Here is a 21,632-nt window from a genome sequence, read left to right as displayed (position 1 = left end):
TGGCTGAGATTTATCCCAAGGGTTGTCCGCAGAAATTGGGGATAATTTGAGCAGTGGATGAGTTGATAAATCATAACAATGTACTTTTTTGATTAAATATTGATCATATTTATTTAATCTATTTTTATTAAAATTTTATGAATTCATAAATCATTAATATGTAAGCAAAGTTTAGATATATGACAAATCAACCAAAGTGTCATTTTCAACTCTTAAGTTTGAATCGCTTTTTAAAAAATCAAACCTGAGACTACATAATGACTAAATTGACTTCATTGAGCTTAGCAATATTATTGGCATTCAATTTAACTGCCTGCAACGACAATGATGATAAAGATGAATCATCCGCCCTGCCTGAAACACCGACAACACCAGCCCCAGAGCCAGAAACACCAGAAGAAGAAGTTCCTGTACCTAAAGTCTATTTAGACGAAAACTTCGATCAACTCACAGCGCTGCCAGCAGCATGGACAACACTGCGCTCAAATGCAGGCACGGTTGAAGTCAAAGACGGCAGCTTATTCATTGATGGGCGCGCCAATGACACACAAATGACCACGTTAATGCTGTCACCTGAATATCAAAAACTCAGAAACTATCGCATAGATATCGAATTTACTTATTTAGAAAGAAATAATGGCGGCCGCTGGGGCAGTATTATTTACCGCGCTGCTGACAGCTATGCTGAACCTGCCTTCACGCCTTATTATCAATTTGCAATTCGCGCCGATGCAGCTGGCGCCAGCGGTCTAGAACTTGCGCTGCGCCAGCCTACCAATGCGTGGAATGTGCTGCATAAATCTGCTTATAAAGAAAATATGGAGGTCAATAAGTCGTATAAAGCGACTGTGATTGTGCATGGTCAACGTGTGCGCCATTATATTGATGACAATTTAGTCTTAGACACCACACTGCCTTATAATTTAGATCAAGGCGCAATTGGCCTCTCTACTGCTGGCTTATTGATGAAAGTAGATGCCATCAAAATTACAGAACAGCTTGATCCTCTGCCAGAATCAAACCGTGTTACCGAAATTATTGATCATAATCTGCCAGTTTCTATGGCGCCAACCATTGCACAGCCTGCACCCGTGAACGGCATTTCCTCTACAGCAGCAACACACATTGCCTATCAGCTCGATGAACAATTAAATCTATTGAATACTGAGCAGGAAAAAGTCATGGCTTTACGTGATTATCTGAATGACTCAACACGCCGCACACTTCCGCTGCTACGCATTCAAAATGAACAGACCATTAATAAGCTAAAAACATTGGGCGAAAGTTATGATCTAGCGGATATTACCTTGCTTTCAGATCAGCCAGAGCTTCTTCGCAAAGCGCGAATTGCAATTCCAGCACTGCGTACCGCGCTGGATTACTCTAAACAAACTGGGCTGAGCAGCTCAACTAAGGATATTGTGACCATTGCCCACAATACCAATTCATCACTTGCAAAAATTGTGATTCTGCCTAAGCATCTGGTACAAACAGAAGTGGTTTCACATTTACAGCGTCTGCTGATTACACCGTGGGCAAACCTAGACAGCAGCAGCCCATTAACAGCAGCAGAGTTCTTAAGCACAGGTGTAAACGGTATTTACACCGAGCAGCCCGACAGCGTTCTTTCTATTATGAAATTAATGGCGCCGAACACGCTGCTGCGCAAACCGCTGATTACAGGCCATCGCGGTATTCCTGCACTTGAGGATGAAAACACTTTAGAAGGCACATTAAAAGCGATTCAAGTTGGCGCAGATGCGGTTGAGTACGATGTATATCTTTCTAAAGATAATCATGTCGTGGTCATGCATGATTCAACCACAACACGCACTACAGGTGTAAATGCCAAAATTGAAGATTTGACGCTCGCAGAAATTCAAAACTTACGCACCATTCCAAATGGACGTAAAGTACCGACAATGGATGAAATTCTTGCGGCTGTAAAACAATATCCAAATGTGACAAACTTCATTGAAATAAAGAGTTCAAAACCTGAAATTGTACCAAAAATTAAGGAATTGCTAGATAAGCATAATGCCTATGATCAAGCGATTGTCATCAGTTTCGTTGGCGATCAAATTCTACATATGAAGAATGAAATTCCTGGTGTATCCACTGGATACTTGACCAGTACGCCAACAGCTCAAAGCAATATTGTCAACACGCGCCGCATTTTAGATGCTGCACAAAAATACTCTTCTACTTTTAATCCTTCTTTTTCTGGTTTAAATAAAGAGCTGATGATGATGGCGAGCCAGCGCGGCGTGACTTTCTGGCCATGGACTTTCCGCTTAAATAAAGATGACTTCTACCGCATGTATGTACAAGGCACACATGGTCTAACGACTGATTATGCGCATGAATCTTCAAATCTGGCGGTAAAATTGAATACAGCAAGTCAGCTCATAGCCACTGCAGGCAAGCCTGTAGAAATCAATGCAGAAATCCAAACTCAAATTGGAACGAAATCGAATTATCTTGTTAAAAATATGCTGGTTTTGCCAAATTCGGCTAAATATACGCAAAATGGCCAAGGGCTGACATTTACTGAAAAAGGTACAGCTTATGTCATGCCAAGCTATCAATATACGATGGCACCAAATTACACCTATACGATTTATGCAAAACCTGTCACTGTAACAATTCAATAAAATTAAAACATATGCTTAGATTCTTAGAGCATCACCTTGATGAGTTAATGTAGTAAAAACCCACTGTAAAGTGGGTTTTTTTAACTAAGTCAATAAAAATTGATAAAGCATGCTGTTCGGTAAGTATCAAGGTAGTTGTCACCTTTTATTGATTTTAAATTTGTATTTTTAACCGATCAGGATTAAGCATAACAACATCCGTTCTGTGCTAATTTTTGGTCTGTTTCTACCATTCTCTATTCCCATCCTTAATATTTTCTAAAATTAACATAATACACGTTATACGAAATTCTTGAAATTTTCCTATAAGTATCAATATTTTATTAAAAACCGTTCTAGTAAACAGCATATTGGAACGGTTTTTATATCACTATTCCACCAATACGCTTATAACTTATTCGAAATCAAAAGAGTTTGTTTAGCCCATCTACGCTATCTGCTTTAGACGCTATAACCTAGCCTCAACTTTTTATTGAGGCTCTATTCCAAAAACACTGATTTTTCAAAGTGCCTGAATTGCATAGCATAGAGCCAATTTTTCAGCGAGTTTCGCCATGATTTGGTTCGTCATCACAGTTTTTGCAATCGCAGGTCTAATTAAAGGCACGATTGGGTTAGGCCTGCCTGCGGTATCGATGGGCTTACTCACCATGGTGATCAGTCCATTTCAGGCAGCGACGTTATTGATCATTCCATCTATGGTGACCAACTTTTGGCAACTATTTGCCGAAGGGCAGGTGTTGCGACTAATTCAACGCTTTTGGCCCTTGTTACTTGGGATTATCGTCGGTTCAATTTGGAGTATTTTTCCAACTTTAGGACATGGTGAATTTAAAAGTGAAGCTTTACTGGGGGGCATGTTGGCACTATACGGACTGTATGGGCTTTGTGCGAAAAGCTTGCCGAACTTTGCACCACATGAAAAATGGCTATCTCCAATGATCGGTTATCTCGGTGGAGCGCTGACTGTAGCTACAGGTGTAGTGGTGATCCCGGTAGTACCATATTTGCAAGGTTTGCAGCTCAAACGCGATGATCTTGTACAGTCACTCGGTTTGGCCTTTACTACGTCAACCATTTGTTTGGCAGTGTTCTTACAGCAAAATCCTGTGGAAGATCTTCCGATTGATTATGCCATGTCAGCCATGGCACTGATTCCAGCGCTCATTGGCATGTGGGCAGGGAAAAAAATCCGTTACCGCATTCCAGAACAAAAATTCCGTAAGGTGTTTTTTATCGGGTTGATTGCCCTCGGTAGCTATATGATGCTGCACCAGTTTGGCGTGATTTAAAGCCTAGATTTAGCCATCTAAAGTAGATTTTTGTGACAGTAGAAACTGACTGAAATGCTGATAATTTAAGGGTAAATCATCAAAATTACGTGCGGTGAGGAGCAATTTTCGATTGGCCCAGTCCCCGCTGAGCTCAACTTGGGCAAAGGCATACAAATTGAGTAATCGTTGGGCCGCACGTTTTGGCATGATGGCAATGCCCACACCATTCGCCACCACTTGCGCGATCGCGGCAAAGTTCGGCAAACGCAGCCGATACTGTATTTCACAGCCGAATAATTTGGCTTGAGCCTCGATCGATTGTTGTAAGGAATGATATTGCATTAAACCGACAAAGGGATAATTCAAAATCTCTGCGGGTTTGACGCTAGGTGTCGAGGCCAATTCATGAGTTATAGGGCAAATCAGTACCAAAGGATCATCTGCAAACTCTAGTGTTTGTAACTGTGCAGATTTAAAGAAACCTGAAATTAAGCCCAGTTGTGCATTGCCTTGCTCTATCGCTGCAATGATGTCTTTAGACTCGGCTTCATGCAGCTCAATTTGTGTGTTGGGATTTTCCAGTAAATAACATGGCAGCAAGACCGGCAAATATTCACTTTGTGCAGATGAATTACACCATAAGGTCATATTGGAACTCAGCCCACGCGCAAAGGGCAGCATAGCGTGCTCTAATTTTTGCCCCTCACCTAAGATGCGCTGCGCATGTTCAACCAAGGTTTGACCAGCAAGGGTCAGTTTGACCCCTTTGGCTTGGCGAGTGAACAGGGCTGTGCGGTAATGCTGTTCGAGTTTTTTAATCCGTTCACTGGCTGCTTGTAGCGAGATGGCAGAACGAGCAGCGCCTTTGGTCAGACTGCCGCTGTCTACAATGTGCAGCACCAATTGGAGGTCGAACAAATCCAGTCGCATATGGTGTATTCCTTGGCTAATGCCTTATCTTACCGAAAGAGCAGCTATAAAAAAAAGCGACCTTTCGGCCGCTTTTCAAATGAATGTTGTATTCTTTTTTAAATGCTTTGGAGGCTTATTCTGATTTATCGCCCAAGCTAAAGAACCAATTCAAAATCAGCGCTGCAAATGTAGCAGTACCAATACCACCTAAGTTGAAGTTACCGAATTGAAGTGCAAAGTCACCTGTACCTAAAATAATCGTGACTGCTGCCACCATCAGGTTTTTATTTTTTGAGAAATCGACTTTGTTTTCAATCCAAATTTTCGCACCTGCAATGGTAATTAGACCAAATACAACAATCGATGCACCTGTCAAAATGGCTTGCGGAATGGTATGAATAATCGCACCAAACTTTGGAGAAAGACCAAGGAAAATGGCAAAGACACCTGCAAAGACAAAGACGATGGTTGAGTAAACGCGAGTCACTGCCATCACACCAATGTTTTCGCCATAAGTGGTCATACCCGGACCGCCGACACCGCCTGAAAGTGTAGTCGCAACACCATCTGCAACGAAGGCTTTACCAATGTGCGGATCGAGGTTTTCACCTGTCATCGCGCCCACAGCTTTAATGTGCCCAAGGTTTTCTGCAACCAAAATCAACGCAATCGGTGCAATGATAAGCATGGCATTGAAGTCAAAGACCGGTGAATGGAAGTGCGGAACACCAAACCAAGCTGCATCTTGTACTGGAACGAAGTTGATTGGTGTGCCATGACCCATGACATTGGAAATGATGTAATACACCAAGTAAGCGAGTAGAAGGCCAACTAAGAGTAATAGACGTTGTAATAAACCTTTGGTGAACACTGCAATCGAACCCATACATAGTACAGTGACTAAAGCCATCCACATATTAAAGTTATTACCGGCAACCCCTTTAATGGTCACTGGGGCAAGGTTGAGACCAATGATCATCACCACTGCACCTGTCACTACAGGTGGCATGAGTTTTTCAATCCAACGGGTACCCGTTGCCATCACGATAAAACCAAAAATGGCATATAAAATACCGCAGGCCATAATCCCGCCAGCAGCCAATGCGATATTGGCATTTGCTGCGCCAGTACCTGATGCTGCATAACCTGTTGCGGCAATGACCACACCAATAAAGGCAAAACTAGAGCCTAAATAACTTGGTACACGACCACCTGTCATAAAGAAGAACAGGATGGTACAGATCCCCGACATTAAAATCGCAAGGTTGGCATCAAAGCCCATCAAAAATGGCGCAAGGACAGTTGCGCCAAACATTGCAAAGGCATGTTGTATCCCCAATACAACACTTTGCACCGGAGGTAGGTACTCATTTGTACCTACAGGACGTGCATCAATATTGCCTTCGTACGGGCGCCATTTGGGAAACCAATTGGACATAAAATGAGCACTCAATAGATAAATTGTGCACATCATACTCTTGTTTTTTAGAAGATTTAATCTCTTTTAAAAATATTTTGTTCAAACTAATTACATGACTTTACATGTAAATTTACCAAATGGTAAAAGTTTTAAAGGTGTAAAAAAGGCATTAAATCATGCAATTAATCAAATAGGCTTGGAGCCAATTCTTCATAAATTTTTCTTATTTTATATATTCCAAAATAAATTAAAACCAATATGACTGGTCAAAAAAAAAGCACACAGTTCTGTGTGCTTTTTGAAAACTTGGAAGATTTAGCCAGTGTTACGTAAACCTGCCGCAATACCCGCGATGCTGACCATTAACGCATGGTCGACTGGGGTATTTTCAGCCTGACGCTCGGCAAGGTAAGCACGGCGGCGTTTCATCAGTTCGGCTTGCAGTAAATGTAGCGGCAATAAATAAGGCTTACGCACCTTCATGGATTGGTCGAGCACATCGTTACTGCTGAGTAATTTCGATTCACCTTTGAGTGCTAATAGCGTTTGTACCGCATCACGTAAACGCTGACGTAACTCTTCGCCCAACTGTTTGAGATCTGCGTCATCTGTCAGATGAGACTCATAATATAGTGCCACATGGCCATCGGCTTTGGACAAGACCATTTCCAACATATCAATCAGGGTTTGGAAATAAGGCCATTGCTCTAACATTTCTTCGAGTGTCTGCTTTTGACCTTGATCAATCACTTGATTAATCGCAGCACCTGTACCGAGCCAAGCAGGTAACATCAAACGGATTTGCGTCCATGCGAACACCCAAGGAATCGCACGTAAAGACTCAATCCCACCGCTAACTTTACGTTTGGCTGGGCGTGAGCCGAGCGGTAACATTTGTAGTTCCAGTTCTGGCGTTACAGTCCGTAGGTATTTTACAAAATGCGGATTTTCACGCACGGTTTGACGATATACCTGTACCGACAGATCCGTCATGCTGTGCATGAGCTGACGCCATTCCTGTTTCGGTTCAGGCGGTGGTAATAAGGTGGCTTCTAAGGTCGCTGCGGTGTAAATTTCCAAGTTTTGTAAGGCAATGCCTTCTAATCCAAACTTGAAGCGAATCATTTCCCCTTGTTCTGTGACACGAATCGCTCCTGAAATTGAACCCGGTGGCTGTGAAAATAGGGCTTGCTGTGTCGGCGCTCCACCACGGCTGATTGAACCGCCACGGCCATGGAATAATGTCAGTTGTACATCATGTTTTTTCGCAACCGCGGTTAATTCTTCCTGCGCACGATACTGCGCCCAGTTTGCCGACATAAAGCCCGCATCTTTGGCTGAGTCTGAATAGCCAATCATCACCTCATGTTTACCCTGAATATGCTGCTTATACCAATGCATATTGAATAGGGTATTCATGGTACGGGCTGCACCATCCAAATCTTTTAAAGTTTCAAACAGTGGCACGACGCGTAGCGCTTGTTTGATGCCGGCTTCTTTTTGCAGTAACAATACAGCCAAGACATCACTCGGATGTTCGGCCATGGAAATAATATAAGCCCCTAAACTTTCAGGTGGCTGTTCTGCCAAAGTGCGCATGGTCGCAAAGACTTCTTGTACATCTGGATGTTCAATCAGACTTTGTTTCGGCTCATTTAAAAACTTCGGTAGCAGTGGACGTTTGCTTTGCAGTTCCTGAATCAAGAAGTTTTGACGGGCTTGCTCCGTCCATGTTTCAAAATTGCCTAAACCTAAATATTCAGTAATGGCAGAAATCGCTTGGCGATGACGAGTCGACTCCTGACGAATATCGAGTTTGAGTAATTCGATACCGAAGCAATTCACTCGATGAATAAAGTCGAGTAACTGACCATTGGCAATTTCAGGTAAACCGCTGTCAATCAGTGAACGGTAGCAAACCAATAGTGGATCGAGCAGCTCATGGCGGCTTTTAATGACTTGGCTATCGTCAGCATCTTCGCCACGGAGTTTTAGTGCCAACCAGTGACGAGTGGCTTTGAGGCGTTCCCGCGCATCACGTAGATATTCACGATACGGTTCAGGGTGGAAATGACCCAAGGCATCACTAAGCTCTTTGCTGCATTCTTGAATCGAAAGTTCCCAGCGCAGGTCTTCGATATCGCGTAAATACAGGTCGGCAGCTTTCCAACGTGAAAGCCAAAGCACTTCTTGAGTAATGTTATGGGTGACGTTTGGGTTGCCATCACGGTCACCGCCCATCCAAGATGCAAAGCGCACAGGGGAAACATTTAAAGGCAACGTCTTGCCACAATGATCTTGAACCATGCCATCCAATTCACGCATGAATTTGGGTACAGCATTCCACAGGGTCTGTTCAATGGTCGTGAAGCCCCATTTAGCTTCGTCGACAGGCGTCGGGCGATGTTGACGAATTTCATCCGTTTGCCATGCCGAGCAAATCAGTTGTTTTAAATCATCCAGTACGGCTTTGCGTTCGCGTGGCGTAAGTTTTTGTTGATCCATTTTAAACAGGCAATCATTAATACCATCATATTTTTGGATCAAGGTACGGCGGCTGACTTCGGTTGGATGTGCAGTCAGGACCAATTCAATTTTTAATTCACAAATTTGTTGGAACAGTTGTTCCGCACTGATGTTATTGCATTTAAATTTTTCAAATAAATGATCGAGTGGATTCGGTGAAGGTGCTTGCTCATCAAACTCACTTTGGCGACGGCTGCGCACCACATTGTACTGTTCGGCAATATTGGCAAAGTTGAGAAAGTGTGTAAATGCACGGGTCAGTGGCAAAATTTCTTCATCTTTTAAATTTAAAAATAATTGTTCTAACTGTTTTTCAGCTTCAACTTGTCCATCGCGCGCGCCTTTAGACAAAGCACGAATTTGCTCTACCTGATTAAACAAATCTTGTCCTGCATGCTGCTTTAGGGTTTCACCCAATAAATTGCCCAGTAAGCGCACGTCTTCACGTAATGGAGCATCAATTTGTTGAATCATTTGTTATTTCTCCGCGTATTCCTGTCTCGACTATACCCCGAAAGTGCTGTGGCAAAAGGGGGTACAGACAAAAGTCGGATGACTTTTCTAGGTAAATGAGCAATAGCTATGCCATTTGTTTCAGTTTAGCCTTGAAATATTTCAGAAAATGCTTAGCTCTGCGTGCCGAGTTGATATTTCAACATAAAGATTTCGATGGCAGAGTGAATAATGGCCTGTCGCTCTGCTGCTTCAGGTACTGGGCGCATGCCCAATAAGACTTCTTGATGGCGTAGTCCCATCAGTAGCGACACAATCAGTTCAGTTTGTCGGGCAGGATTATCCGGCTGAATGAAATTTAAAGCGGCTGCGTCTTGAAAAAATTTTTCCCAGACTTGGCGCATTTTCAAATGTGAGGCACGGAAAAACTGTTCCACCAAGGGACTGTGTTCGGCAGCCAACTCCAAAAGTAATAAGTCCAGTTTAATGGCTTCTGGCAAATTCATGATGTTCAGCCCCAACTCACAAATTTCAACGAAAGCCTGCATAAAATGACTTTCGCTGTGCAGATGTCGCGGGCGGGTATTCAAAATATATTCACAGGTGTCTTCAATTGCACTGGTAAATAAGGTGGCTTTGTCCTGAAAATGATTATAGACCGTCAGTTTGGTGACCCCTGCATGTTGGGCAATCTGATTCATGCTGCAACCGTGATAGCCCATTTCTAAAAATAATTGTTTTGCAGACTCTAAAATCCGTTGTCGTTTTTCTAAGTCTTTCGGGCGGCCGACATTCATTTGCTGAAAAAATTCCAAAAAAGGCGAAAAGGTCATTGATTTAGGATAATTAATCTAATTAATGTACCGCATGGTTTATTAATTAAAAAATAACCAAATTAATTGAATAATATTCTGCCCTAAAAAAGACTTTTTATTAAGAGCGAACTTCATGAGTACGATTAAGATCACAGTTGTCAGCATGATTATCGTTTGCAGTGTGACCTTATGGGGATGCAGCAAGGATAAAGCCCAAACGGAACAGGAAGTGCCATTTGTGATGGTGACTCAGCCGGGTGCCACACATTTTGAACAGAAAAGTTATGCGGGTGATGTACAAGCACGCCAGCAAACGGCTTTGGCGTTTCGGGTTGGCGGTCAAATCACTGAGCGCTATGTCGATGTTGGAGACCAAGTCCGAATCGGGCAAGTCTTGGCAAAATTAGACGTCAAAGATGCACAGTTGCAACTGAATGCAGCACAAGCACAGCTTGAAAGTGCGCGTTCCGCTGCACAAATTGCTGAAGATGAACTAAAACGCTTTAAGCAATTATTGCCAGTCAATGCCGTGAGTCGTTCGCAGTATGATGCAGTGGAAAACCAATATAAAGCAGCACAGTCGAACTTAAAGCAAGCCCAATCAAATTATGATGTGAGTCGTAATCAGACCGGTTATAACCAATTAATTGCCAATAAAAATGGGGTCATTACTGAGCGTAATATTGAGATTGGTCAAGTGATTGCAGCAGGACAACCGGCATTTCAATTGGCGATTGCAGGTGAACGTGAAGTGGTCATTGGTGTGCCTGAACAAGCGGTTGCTGAAATTAAAACGGGGCAGGATGCATGGGTCACCTTGTGGTCGAAACCACAGGAAAAATTTGCAGGCTATGTACGTGAAATTAGTCCTGCTGCCGATCAGTCTCGTACTTATAGTGTCAAAGTGGCATTACGTGAAGGCAATAGTGCCATTCAACTGGGGCAAAGTGCACGGGTATTTTTAACCAAAGCGCAGCAGAATGTTTTGCATGTGCCGTTATCGAGTGTGTCTGCGAGTGGTCAGCAGGCGTATGTGATGGTGGTCAATGCAGATAATACGGTACGTAAAGTTCCAGTAACTTTAGGCGAATACGGACGTGACAGCGTGCCCGTACTCAGTGGTCTGCAAGCAGGGGATTTTGTTGTGGTTGGCGGCGTGCATTTGCTCCGCGAAAAACAAAAAATACAACCTGTTGATCGTGAAAATCGAGCGGTACACATTCAGGCAGGAGTTAAATAATGCATTTTAACTTGTCTGAGTGGGCACTGAAAAATAAAGGCTTAATCCTTTATTTTATGATTCTACTGGGCATCGTTGGGATATTTTCTTATTCCAAATTGTCGCAGAGTGAAGACCCGCCATTTACCTTTAAAGTCATGGTGATTCAAACCTATTGGCCTGGTGCAACAGCCAAAGAAGTATCAATGCAGGTCACCGATCGAATTGAAAAAGAACTGATGACCACGGGGCAGTATGAACGCATCATGGCGTATTCACGTCCGGGTGAATCCATGGTGACCTTTGTGGCCAAGGACAGTTTACGTTCGCAGCAAGTCCCTGATGTTTGGTACACCGTGCGTAAAAAGGTCAATGATATTCGCCATCAATTACCATCTGGTGTGCAAGGTCCTTTCTTTAATGATGAGTTTGGTGACACCTTCGGTAATATCTATGTGCTGACCGGCAAAGACTTTGACTATGCCACCATGAAGGAATATGCCGACCGTTTACAGCTCCAGTTACAACGAGTCAAAGACGTTGCGAAAGTGGATTTAATTGGTCTACAAGATCAAAAAGTTTGGATTGAAATTTCCAACACCAAAGCCACGCAAATGGGCATACCCGTGACGGCGATTCAACAAGCCTTGCAGCAGCAAAATACGGTTGCCAGTGCCGGCTTTTTTGAAACCAATTCAGACCGTATTCAGGTGCGTGTCAGCGGCAATTTACAAAACATTGATGAACTGCGTCAGATGCCCTTATTGGTGAATGGACGAACCATTCAGTTGGGTGATGTGGCAGATGTACATCGGGGCTTTAGTGATCCACCGCAGCCGCGTATGCGTTTTATGGGCGAAAATGGTTTAGGCATTGCAGTGTCGATGCGTAAAGGTGGCGACATTCTGGCTTTGGGTAAAAACCTAGAAACAGAATTTGCCCGCCTGCAAAAAACCTTGCCTTTGGGCATGGAACTGAAAAAAGTTTCTGATCAGCCTGTAGCCGTGAAGCGCAGCGTCAATGAGTTTATGAAAGTCCTCGCTGAGGCGGTGATTATCGTCCTATTGGTGAGCTTCTTCTCCTTAGGTTTCCGTACGGGATTGGTTGTGGCTTTTTCCATTCCATTGGTCTTGGCCATGACCTTTGCAGGCATGCAGATGTTTGATGTCGGGTTGCACAAGATTTCTTTGGGGGCATTGATTCTCGCACTCGGTTTATTGGTGGATGATGCGATTATTGCCGTCGAAATGATGGCGATCAAAATGGAGCAGGGCTATAGCCGATTACAAGCCGCCGGACATGCATGGCGCACCACCGCATTTCCAATGCTGACAGGCACACTGATTACTGCGGCTGGCTTTTTGCCGATTGCCACAGCCGCATCGAGCACAGGGGAATACACTCGCTCGATTTTCCAAGTGGTCACTATCGCATTGGTGGTGTCATGGTTTGCAGCGGTGCTGTTTGTTCCCTATCTGGGGGATAAATTACTACCCGATTTCAACAAAGATTTGGTACAAAAAGCCCCGTGGTATCAGCGCCTGTGGGCACGTTTACGTAAGCAGCCCGAACCTCAGCCGATGGTGCATCATGCCGGCGAACATCATGATCCTTATCAGTCTCCGTTTTATCAACGTTTCCGTGGTTGGGTCGACACTTGTGTGACCTATCGTAAGACGGTGATTGCAGCGACGGTTGGCATCTTTGTGTTATCGATTTTAATGTTTAAAACTGTACCACAGCAGTTCTTCCCACCGTCAAACCGTGCTGAAATTTTAGTGGATTTAAAGCTCGAGGAAGGTGCATCTCTGAAAGCCACAGAAGCGGCCGTAAAAAAAGTCGAAGCGTTCTTATCGAAAAAACAAGGCATTGATAATTTTGTGGCTTATGTGGGGACAGGTTCACCGCGGTTTTATTTACCTCTAGATCAGCAGTTACCCCAAGCCAGTTTTGCTCAGTTTGTGGTATTGGCTTCATCTTTAGATGATCGTAATGAGATCCGCCAGTCATTAGCAGAAGAAATCCGTAAGCTCTTACCTGAAGTACGTACTCGCGTTTCACTTTTAGAAAATGGCCCACCTGTGGGTTATCCATTGCAGTTCCGCGTGTCGGGTGAAGATCTAAGCTTAGTGCGTGAGTGGGCACAACGTGTGTCTGCAAAAGTCAGTGAAAACCCGAACACCACCAATGTGCATTTGGATTGGGGTGAGCCAAGCAAAGTTATTAAACTGGACATCGACCAAGATCGCGCACGTCAAATGGGAGTTTCCAGCTTAGATCTGTCCAATTTCCTGAATAGTTCAATCAGTGGTGCGGTGATTAATCAGTATCGTGAGAAACGAGAGCTGATTGAAATTCGGATGCGTGGTGATCAAGCGGAGCGATTGGATGTCGGTTCGCTCAGCAGTTTGGCAGTACCGACCAGCAATGGTGGTTCAGTGCCATTGGCGCAGATTGCGAAAATTGAGTATAGCTTTGAAGAAGGTTTGATTTGGCATCGTAACCGTTTACCGACCATTACTGTGCGCGCGGATATTCGTAGTAAATTGCAACCTGCAACGGTGGTGGGGGAGTTAAAAGATTCATTTGATCAGTTACGTGCAGAGATGCCGAATGGTTATCTACTCGAAGTAGGCGGCACTGTGGAAGAGTCAGCACGAGGCCAAACTTCTGTAAATGCAGGCATGCCATTATTTCTCGCAGTTGTCATGACTTTGTTGATGATTCAATTACGCAGCATTTCACGGGCGATGATCGTATTTTTAACAGCACCTTTGGGCATTATTGGCGTGGTGTTATTCCTGTTATTGTTTAATAAACCCTTTGGTTTTGTGGCGATGCTCGGCACGATTGCACTGTCTGGAATGATTATGCGCAATTCACTGATTTTGATTGATCAGATTGAACAAGATATTCAGTCTGGGGAGTCGGCTTGGGATGCGATTATCAATGCGACGGTACGTCGTTGCCGTCCAATTGTGCTGACTGCATTGGCCGCTGTATTGGCGATGATTCCACTTTCTCGCAGTATTTTCTTCGGTCCAATGGCCGTGGCGATTATGGGTGGATTGATCGTGGCGACCCTGCTGACCTTGTTCTTTTTACCTGCGTTATATGCACAGTGGTTTAAAGTGAAAAAAACTCAGCAGAATCCTTAAAAGTGTCATAATATTGGGTGCGAAATATTGAATTTTTCTCTATAGTAGCACCTGATCTACAAAGACATTTTTAAAAAGTAAAACAACCACAAGTGCAGCGCAGCATATTGTGGTGTACGGGGTTGAATCACAGATGACAGTAGAGAGTTTAGCTAAGTATCGCCGTTATGTTGCGATTTCTTATGTCTTCATGTTTTTCGCTTTATTTACCCTGATTAGTGGTGTATTTGCCTACGGCTTTGCACGCAAAGTCACTCAAATCGATTCTGCAGAAGTTTGGCTACAAGCCCAAGCGCTTTGGGTCATGCGCACCGTCGTGATTTATTCCATGATGGCCATTTTTGCCGCACTGTGGTTTATTCCTTTATTTTTCTATTATTGGGACACCTATCTTTGGGTGACTGCATGCACGGTAATTGGTGTGGTCTTTGCTGCGATTGCCTTTTTGTATTTATTAAATGCATGGATCCAAGGTCTATCCAAATTCGTTAAAAATAAGGCTGTTTTCTAAGTCGATTTATTTTTTTCCTGCCTACCCCTTGAAAAAATGGTTTGATTCCCCAATTTCAGACCACAGTTAAGTATTAAATTAAATTCCGTGAGGAGCATCGCCAGACATGGCTAAACGTGATTATTATGAGGTTTTAGGTGTATCTAAAACCGCAAGTGATGATGAAATTAAAAAAGCCTACCGTAAGTTGGCGATGAAGTATCACCCTGACCGTAATCCAGATAACCCAGAAGCTGAAGAAAAATTCAAAGAAGCTGCAGAAGCATATGAAGTTTTATCGGACAGCGAAAAACGTAGTATGTATGACCGTATGGGACATCAAGCTTTTGAAGGCGGCATGGGCGGCGGCGGTGGCTTCGGTGGCGGTTTTAGCGCAGAAGATATCTTTAGTCAGTTTGGTGACATATTCGGTGGCGCATTTGGCGGTGGTGGCCGTGGTGGTCAGCAACGTGCACGCCGTGGTTCAGACTTACGCTATGTTATGGAGCTTACCCTTGAGGAAGCTGTGAAGGGCGTGAAAAAAACCATTACCTTTACTGCGCCAGCGCCATGTGATGCCTGTAATGGTAAAGGATCTAAAAATCCAAACGACGTCGAAACCTGTAAAACTTGTCATGGTGCAGGTCAAGTGCGTATGCAACAGGGCTTCTTCTCTGTGCAGCAAACCTGTAGCACCTGTCGTGGTCAAGGTAAAATTATTAAGAACCCATGTAATAAATGTCATGGTTCAGGGGTTTCTGACCGTCAGCAAACTTTAGAAGTGACCATTCCTGCAGGTGTGGACAATGGCGACCGCGTACGTTTAAGTGGCAAAGGTGAGGCGATCCGTGATGGCCAAGCAGGCGACTTATATGTAGAAGTGGTGGTACGTGAACACGAAATCTTCCAACGTGATGGCGCTGACTTATATATGGATGTGCCTGTAAGCATTGCAGATGCTGCATTGGGTAAAGAAATTCAAATTCCGACTCTCGATGGTCGTGTGAGCTTGAAAGTGCCTGAAGGAACTCAAACTGGCAAATTATTCCGCTTACGTGGTAAAGGTGTGAAACCTGTACGTACCAGCATGACTGGTGACTTACTCTGCCGTATCGTGGTGGAAACGCCTGTGAACTTAACGGCTCGTCAACGTGAATTGTTGAAAGAGTTACAAGACACGATGGATGGCGATGACAATAAATCATCTCCGAAGAAAAAATCATTCTTCGACCGTTTATTTGATTAATTGATTTGATTCAATTAATTTTTCTGAGTTCGCTGTGATGTGAACTCAGGTATAAAAAAGCCTGCATCATTGCAGGCTTTTTTATTGAGCATTTTAAGGTTTCGGAGGAGTTATAGGCGGTAATAAACTCTCATAGCTCATGTCGAGACGATAAATATTCTTCAGACGCTGTAGCTGATGACGTGCTTCAGCCTCACGACCATTAAATGCCAATAAACGTGCATATTTAATGATGTGATATTTCGCTGGGTAGCTGCGAACCAATTTTTCAGTCTCCTGAATGGTTTGTTCAGAAACGATGGAATACGGGTTTAAACGAATAATCGCCACCCGATGCCTAAATTCCGTCAGCAAATAGATCGGCTCATGGTTGGTGATTTTCTCTGGCGTTTTTTCATATTTTGATGCCTGACCCAGCTGAATCGCTGCATTGGCATAATCACGATAAATCACCGTAATCAGCACAGCGCCAATCACGAAAACAATGCGGATAAACCACGGAGACAGACTCAATGTAGCCGCCTGTGGCTTGGCCGCTTGAAGAATCCCGATAATAAAACCCGCAGGCAGTAAGAAGTATGCGTAGTTTTGCGGAAACTCCAACATGGCATGAATAACGAAGACACCGACCATTAATAGGCCAATGACAGATAATGCGGACTTGGCTAACTTCTGTAATTGGATGCCCCAATAAGCGAAATAGGCCAAGAACGGAACACCAATAATGGCGCCATTCCACAATAAGAAATCCAAAATAAAATTGTGTGAACTACGAATCCATACAGGCCCTTGTACCGTGTCAGAGATCGAGACAAAAGCGCTACTGGTTTGATGCCAACCATAGCCAAACCAAGGCTGTGCAGCTACGGCATGCGCCATTTGTTGCCAAATGGCTAAACGAGACATATCTCCACCAGCACGTTCGGCTACGTCACGACTTTCTTGAATATTCATGTCGGATATTTGACTCATGATTTGACTTAATTTTGGCATCAATACAATCAGTGCCACAAAGCCGATAAACCAGGCCAAGCTGTAAAACCAACGAAGACGGATATAATCTTTGTACTGTGCATAAGCCAAATAGACTAGGACACAGATACTTGCCACCCAAGAGGTGCGAGATTGGCTGAGCGCGACCCCAATTAAAATAGGAATTGCACAAGCGACCAAATAGCGGGTTTTAACTTTTTGCTGTTCATAAACATATAAGCAGGCTAACAAGGACATGAGCAGAAACGTGGCCATGTTATTTGGCTGAGCAAAGTTTGCAAATGGGCGCGTAGTTCCACTAATTTTCATCACAAAAGGAAGAAACGAGTCGAAATCTAACCACTGACATATTGCGATGAGTCCCGTCATGACCCCAGATGCAACAAAGGTATAGCTTAGGTATAGGAAGGTTTTTTCGCGTTTTTCCGTACCTTGCGAGAGGCTGAAACCAAGATTGATACACAGCCAGAAGCTGAACACAAACAGCATACAGAGTAAGGCAATACTAAAATAATACACCTGCCCAAAAGCCAATTGAACGAAGGGAATCAGCGCTAAGAGCAACAGGGGCAAGGAAATTTTTGCCACCATGAGCTTTTCTTTAAAGAACGTTGCCGCTAGGGCAAACAGGGCAAAGAAGGTATAAAGCTCACCGGTATACGTGGCCCAAGGTCGGTAATGAATCGGAATCAGCCATGCCAGTGCAATACAGACTGCCGCACAAAGATACAATAGGGTTTTCATGAATATTCAAGATCAATAGAACGCGCCTATCATACCGTGAAAATGCCCAAACTTGGTGAGGGAATAGTCAGCGTCTGTGGTAGAAGTTGATTTGCAAAAGTCTTTCGGAAAATACAGGATTTTTTTGTTTGTAACTTAGCCTGCGCATGGAGTTTTGATATAGTAAGACTAATTTCGAATCAACATTAGGAAAATGTTATGTCAGCAGCTCCACGTATTGGTATCTTGGGTGCAGGCGGTCGTATGGGACGCATCTTAATTCAGGCGGTTCAGCAAGCTGGCTATCAATTGGCTGCTGCGGTAGAACGTCCTGAAAGTAGCTTGGTCGGTGCAGATGCCGGTGAACTTGCAGGGATTGGCGCGGTTGGCGTAAAGGTTGTTGGTAACCTTGCTGAAGTTTTAAAAGATTGTGATGTCGTGATCGATTTTACTGCACCTGCAGCAACAGCACAGCATCTTAAACTTTGCCGTGAAGCAGGCGTTGCGATTGTCATTGGTACCACAGGTATGAATGATGAGCAAAAAGCTTATCTTGATGAAACAGCAACAGAAACCCCAGTAGTCTATGCAGCGAACTATTCTGTCGGTGTAAACGTTTCAATCAAACTTCTTGAATTGGCATCAAAAGTGTTTGGCGATACTGTAGATATTGAAGTGATTGAAGCCCATCATCGCCATAAAGTTGATGCACCATCAGGTACAGCGCTAATGTGGGGCGAAGCCATTGCCGGTGCTTTAGGACGTGACTTAAAACAAGATGCTGTATATTGCCGTGAAGGTCATACGGGTCCACGTGAACGTCAAACCATTGGCTTCCAAACGATTCGTGGTGGTGACATTGTCGGTGAACATACTGCGATGTTTATTGCGGATGGTGAACGTGTTGAAATTACCCATAAAGCGACCAACCGTATGAACTTTGCCTCTGGTGCAGTACGTGCAGCTGCATGGGTAGTTGGTCGTGAAGCACGTAAGTACGATATGAAAGATGTACTGGGTTTTAACGATATTGACGTATAAAAGCGCGTTAAAATCCGTTATAACAACAGCATAAAATTAAAATAAGACGATCAATGGAATGAAAAAAGTCATCTTTATGGCCTGTGCTGTCGCATTCACTGCGGCAGTACAAGCGAAAACTATGGATAATGCCAAACTCACGATTAATAAAAATAATATTAAGGTTTGGACCTACCAAAATGCTCAAAATCCTGTCTTTCAATACAAAGCTGAAACCAGTTTTGATGTACCCATTGAAAAAGCGGTTTCCCTGATTTTAGATGTGGAAAATGCAGTGAATTGGGTCCCTTATATGGGCAGTGTCAAAGTCTTATCCCGTGATGACCAAAAAGGTGAATTCAGTTTATATATGGTGTTGGATTTTCCTTTTCCCTTGAAAGACCGTGATTTAGTGGTACAAGGCAAAATGCGTAAAGATGCACAAGGCATCATTAGCATCCAAAATAAAGCAGTTAAAAAAGGTTATCCGATCAATCCCAATTATGTACGTCTAACCGACTATGAGGGCGATTGGACCTTCCAGCGTTTAGGCAATCAAAAAGTCAAAGTGTCGACCTATGGCTATGCCAATCCGGAAGGCTCCATTCCGCTCAGTTTCGTGAATATGTTTGTGCAGCAACAGCCTTACCAAATGCTACAAAAAATGAAAGTGCAGCTGGGTAAAAGCAAAACTGTTGTGACCTTTCCCGAAATTTTAAAATAAGCCTTAGCAATGATTTAGTTCAATATGAACGATCAATGACTTTGCTGATCAGGCAGACGAAATGCCGTCAACTGCTGCATGTGCTGTGCTTCTGGAAGTTCGATACTGAGTAAGGTTTGTTCTGGAAATTGATGCGGATGTAACTTGATTTGAAATTGCCGCGCGGTCATTTGTTCACAGGCAAAGCGAAGTTTGGCTTGCTGCGGCATCATATTCATACCGTTTTCAGATTTGGCTTTATAAATATATAGCTTTTGATGTAACCCGCCGCTGGTGATCGGTTGGATCTGCTCAAGTTCATATTGCGTCAGTTTTTGGGCACTCAAAAAACCTTGAATTAAAGATTTACAGATAAAATTTTGCTGGCTTTGAGCTTGAGTGTGCTGTTCGGGTTGGCACGCCATAAGCGTGAGTGTGCTGAAGATGATTAGACCCGCTCGAAGCTGCGTGAAGTCATTCATTTAATTGTCCCCCTATCGTTATTTTTGAGATATCAACCTGATGCATTCAGCTTAAATCTGTTAACTTAATGGGTACAGATACAAGAATGATTAAAAAAAGGGTACAGATGGCTTTTCAATATCAGCAGCTTGCGCAGCAGTTGGCACAGAAAATTTATAGTGGTGAATTGGCCGCAGGGCAGCGTCTGTATGCGCTACGTCAATTTTCACAGCAGCATCAGATCAGTTTAAATACCGCGAAACGCTGCTATGAATTACTTGAAGCCAAAGGCCTGATTTATGTCAAAGAAAAGTCTGGTTATTTTGTGCAAGTCTCACAGAAAGCCCAGCAAATTGCCGTGCCGAATCATCCTGATTTTGATTCCCGACCTCGTGAAATTTCGAATTTAGAATTGCAAATTCAGATCCATGAAGCATCTGCAAATAGCCGCCTGATTCATTTGGGTTCAATTCAGTTGTCCCCCAATTTTGTTCCTGTTGAAGCACTCAGACGTTCAATCCAAAGGGCATTAAAGCATTGTAAACCAGAAGATTTTTTATATAACAATCGGCAAGGTCATCCACAATTGCGTGAAGCTTTGTCGGCACATTGGGCTGAAGATGGTTTTTACATGCCTAAGGATGATATTTACATCAGCAATGGTTGTATGCCGGCTTTGTCAGTGATGTTGCAAAATCTGAGTGCGGAAGGGGAGAGTGTCATTGTCCCGACGCCGAACTATAACGGGCAATTGCAATTATTGGCTTTATTGAAGCGGAAAATTGTTGAAATTCCTGCCAATACGGAAGGTTTTGATTTAGACCGTTTAGAGCAGGCAATGCGGGATTCAGGCGCGAAAGTATGCTTATTGACTGCAAATTTTCAAAATCCTTTGGGTTTTTGTTTAAGTAATGAAGATAAGGAACGAATTGCACAACTGGCTGAAAAATATCAATGTTATGTAATTGAAGATGATATTTATGTTGAGTGTAGTTTCAATGCAAAGCGACCATTGCCTATCAAATATTGGGATCGGGCGGGCTATGTGATCTATTGTGGGTCGATTTCAAAATCTTTATCGCCTTCTTATCGGGTGGGGTGGTTTTGTCTTCCACCACATTTGCAACATTTGCGTCCCAAATTACTTTTGCAAAATGATTCGGTGAATACGCCTTTGCAGTTAGGACTTGCCGATTTGATTTTTAGTCGTGCGTATCGCCAACATCTTGCTGAATTGCGTCCTAAATTAATGGTGCAAGTCGAGCAGTATCGTCAGTATATTTACGATGCTTTTCAAGGGGTTGATATCCGTCTAAATCGGCCTCAAGGCAGTTATGCACTGTGGTTGCAGATGCCTGAACAAATAGACAGTTTGGCGCTGTATTACCATGCGCAAAAACATGGCATCAATATTGTGCCAGGTTTAATTTTTGGTGAGGACAATCGTTATAACAACTGTATTCGTCTAAATGCCGGGCATGAGTTGTCTGTAGATATTCAGCAGGCAATTTTATTGCTTGCAGATTGGGTGCGTAAGGAATGCATAAATACAAGCACCGTCTAA

15 protein-coding genes are annotated in these 21,632 nt (G+C 43.4%); 9 read left to right on the top strand and 6 right to left on the bottom strand.

What is annotated here, in order from left to right:
* Positions 1-257 precede the first annotated feature (257 nt).
* Together FTT92_RS12930 and FTT92_RS12925 are read left to right on the top strand one after the other, a co-directional pair.
* The gene (locus FTT92_RS12930) at positions 258-2,654 is read left to right on the top strand and encodes a glycerophosphodiester phosphodiesterase family protein (RefSeq protein WP_127801717.1); all 2,397 of its coding nucleotides are present in this window, start codon (positions 258-260) and stop codon (positions 2,652-2,654) included.
* Between the two features lie 554 nt (positions 2,655-3,208).
* Positions 3,209-3,946, top strand: coding sequence for a sulfite exporter TauE/SafE family protein (locus FTT92_RS12925; protein ID WP_180049573.1), 738 nt, complete (start codon positions 3,209-3,211; stop codon positions 3,944-3,946).
* A gap of 9 nt (positions 3,947-3,955) precedes the next feature.
* Here FTT92_RS12925 and FTT92_RS12920 read toward each other — a convergent pair whose 3' ends face one another.
* From FTT92_RS12920 to FTT92_RS12905, 4 genes are all read right to left on the bottom strand, one after another.
* Positions 3,956-4,858 carry a LysR family transcriptional regulator gene (locus FTT92_RS12920; protein ID WP_180172305.1) on the bottom strand — a complete coding sequence of 301 codons (903 nt, stop codon included), beginning with the start codon at positions 4,856-4,858 and terminating at the stop codon, positions 3,956-3,958.
* Positions 4,859-4,973: 115 nt separating this feature from the next.
* Positions 4,974-6,278, bottom strand: a complete 1,305-nt coding sequence (locus FTT92_RS12915; protein ID WP_180109521.1) for a solute carrier family 23 protein — start codon at positions 6,276-6,278, stop codon at positions 4,974-4,976.
* A 297-nt stretch (positions 6,279-6,575) separates the two neighbouring features.
* Complete coding sequence (gene ppc, locus FTT92_RS12910; protein WP_180172304.1) at positions 6,576-9,260, bottom strand: phosphoenolpyruvate carboxylase; 2,685 nt, start codon at positions 9,258-9,260, stop codon at positions 6,576-6,578.
* A gap of 152 nt (positions 9,261-9,412) precedes the next feature.
* Positions 9,413-10,036, bottom strand: a complete 624-nt coding sequence (locus tag FTT92_RS12905) for a TetR/AcrR family transcriptional regulator (RefSeq protein ID WP_180172303.1) — start codon at positions 10,034-10,036, stop codon at positions 9,413-9,415.
* 151 nt (positions 10,037-10,187) lie between these two features.
* Between FTT92_RS12905 and FTT92_RS12900 the strand changes: the two genes are divergently transcribed.
* The 4 genes from FTT92_RS12900 (at position 10,188) to dnaJ (ending at position 16,167) form a co-directional block, all read left to right on the top strand.
* Positions 10,188-11,294: an efflux RND transporter periplasmic adaptor subunit gene (locus FTT92_RS12900; protein ID WP_180172302.1), complete on the top strand. Its 1,107-nt coding sequence runs from the start codon at positions 10,188-10,190 to the stop codon at positions 11,292-11,294.
* Entirely contained in the window at positions 11,294-14,431 is a 3,138-nt protein-coding gene (locus tag FTT92_RS12895) for an efflux RND transporter permease subunit (protein ID WP_180172301.1), read from the top strand. The genes FTT92_RS12900 and FTT92_RS12895 overlap by 1 nt, the downstream gene beginning before the upstream one ends.
* A gap of 133 nt (positions 14,432-14,564) precedes the next feature.
* Positions 14,565-14,942, top strand: a complete 378-nt coding sequence (locus FTT92_RS12890; protein WP_180172300.1) for a hypothetical protein — start codon at positions 14,565-14,567, stop codon at positions 14,940-14,942.
* Positions 14,943-15,048: 106 nt separating this feature from the next.
* Positions 15,049-16,167 carry a molecular chaperone DnaJ gene (gene dnaJ / locus FTT92_RS12885; protein ID WP_078194104.1) on the top strand — a complete coding sequence of 373 codons (1,119 nt, stop codon included), beginning with the start codon at positions 15,049-15,051 and terminating at the stop codon, positions 16,165-16,167.
* 93 nt (positions 16,168-16,260) lie between these two features.
* Here dnaJ and FTT92_RS12880 read toward each other — a convergent pair whose 3' ends face one another.
* The gene (locus FTT92_RS12880) at positions 16,261-17,904 is read right to left on the bottom strand and encodes a PglL family O-oligosaccharyltransferase (RefSeq protein WP_180172299.1); all 1,644 of its coding nucleotides are present in this window, start codon (positions 17,902-17,904) and stop codon (positions 16,261-16,263) included.
* Between the two features lie 198 nt (positions 17,905-18,102).
* Here FTT92_RS12880 and dapB point away from each other — a divergent pair, with 198 nt between their 5' ends.
* Both dapB and FTT92_RS12870 read left to right on the top strand, forming a co-directional pair.
* Positions 18,103-18,924, top strand: a complete 822-nt coding sequence (gene dapB, locus FTT92_RS12875) for a 4-hydroxy-tetrahydrodipicolinate reductase (protein WP_078194102.1) — start codon at positions 18,103-18,105, stop codon at positions 18,922-18,924.
* Between the two features lie 58 nt (positions 18,925-18,982).
* Complete coding sequence (locus tag FTT92_RS12870) at positions 18,983-19,627, top strand: START domain-containing protein (RefSeq protein WP_180131335.1); 645 nt, start codon at positions 18,983-18,985, stop codon at positions 19,625-19,627.
* 32 nt (positions 19,628-19,659) lie between these two features.
* Here the strand turns inward: FTT92_RS12870 and FTT92_RS12865 are convergent, their stop codons facing one another.
* Positions 19,660-20,088 (bottom strand): hypothetical protein, encoded by a 429-nt coding sequence (locus FTT92_RS12865; protein WP_257231713.1) that lies wholly within the window; start codon positions 20,086-20,088, stop codon positions 19,660-19,662.
* 107 nt (positions 20,089-20,195) lie between these two features.
* Here FTT92_RS12865 and FTT92_RS12860 point away from each other — a divergent pair, with 107 nt between their 5' ends.
* Positions 20,196-21,632, top strand: a complete 1,437-nt coding sequence (locus FTT92_RS12860; RefSeq protein WP_180172298.1) for a PLP-dependent aminotransferase family protein — start codon at positions 20,196-20,198, stop codon at positions 21,630-21,632.

The sequence above is a fragment of the Acinetobacter sp. YH12023 genome (genome assembly GCF_013420135.1).
In the GTDB taxonomy this organism is placed as follows: Bacteria; Pseudomonadota; Gammaproteobacteria; order Pseudomonadales; family Moraxellaceae; genus Acinetobacter; species Acinetobacter amyesii.
Note: the sequence above shows the minus strand (reverse complement) of the source record. Positions and strands in the feature narration are given on the sequence as shown.

What these genes read in the sequence shown, in the direction of transcription:
- FTT92_RS12900 (WP_180172302.1), top strand. Translation starts at nt 10,188, where the DNA reads ATGAGTACGATTAAGATCACAGTTGTCAGCATGATTATCGTTTGCAGT.
- FTT92_RS12880 (WP_180172299.1), bottom strand. Translation starts at nt 17,904, where the DNA reads ATGAAAACCCTATTGTATCTTTGTGCGGCAGTCTGTATTGCACTGGCA.
- dnaJ (WP_078194104.1), top strand. Translation starts at nt 15,049, where the DNA reads ATGGCTAAACGTGATTATTATGAGGTTTTAGGTGTATCTAAAACCGCA.
- FTT92_RS12905 (WP_180172303.1), bottom strand. Translation starts at nt 10,036, where the DNA reads ATGAATGTCGGCCGCCCGAAAGACTTAGAAAAACGACAACGGATTTTA.
- FTT92_RS12890 (WP_180172300.1), top strand. Translation starts at nt 14,565, where the DNA reads ATGACAGTAGAGAGTTTAGCTAAGTATCGCCGTTATGTTGCGATTTCT.
- FTT92_RS12930 (WP_127801717.1), top strand. Translation starts at nt 258, where the DNA reads ATGACTAAATTGACTTCATTGAGCTTAGCAATATTATTGGCATTCAAT.
- FTT92_RS12915 (WP_180109521.1), bottom strand. Translation starts at nt 6,278, where the DNA reads ATGTCCAATTGGTTTCCCAAATGGCGCCCGTACGAAGGCAATATTGAT.
- FTT92_RS12895 (WP_180172301.1), top strand. Translation starts at nt 11,294, where the DNA reads ATGCATTTTAACTTGTCTGAGTGGGCACTGAAAAATAAAGGCTTAATC.
- FTT92_RS12865 (WP_257231713.1), bottom strand. Translation starts at nt 20,088, where the DNA reads ATGAATGACTTCACGCAGCTTCGAGCGGGTCTAATCATCTTCAGCACA.
- FTT92_RS12925 (WP_180049573.1), top strand. Translation starts at nt 3,209, where the DNA reads ATGATTTGGTTCGTCATCACAGTTTTTGCAATCGCAGGTCTAATTAAA.
- ppc (WP_180172304.1), bottom strand. Translation starts at nt 9,260, where the DNA reads ATGATTCAACAAATTGATGCTCCATTACGTGAAGACGTGCGCTTACTG.
- FTT92_RS12860 (WP_180172298.1), top strand. Translation starts at nt 20,196, where the DNA reads ATGGCTTTTCAATATCAGCAGCTTGCGCAGCAGTTGGCACAGAAAATT.
- FTT92_RS12920 (WP_180172305.1), bottom strand. Translation starts at nt 4,858, where the DNA reads ATGCGACTGGATTTGTTCGACCTCCAATTGGTGCTGCACATTGTAGAC.
- FTT92_RS12870 (WP_180131335.1), top strand. Translation starts at nt 18,983, where the DNA reads ATGAAAAAAGTCATCTTTATGGCCTGTGCTGTCGCATTCACTGCGGCA.
- dapB (WP_078194102.1), top strand. Translation starts at nt 18,103, where the DNA reads ATGTCAGCAGCTCCACGTATTGGTATCTTGGGTGCAGGCGGTCGTATG.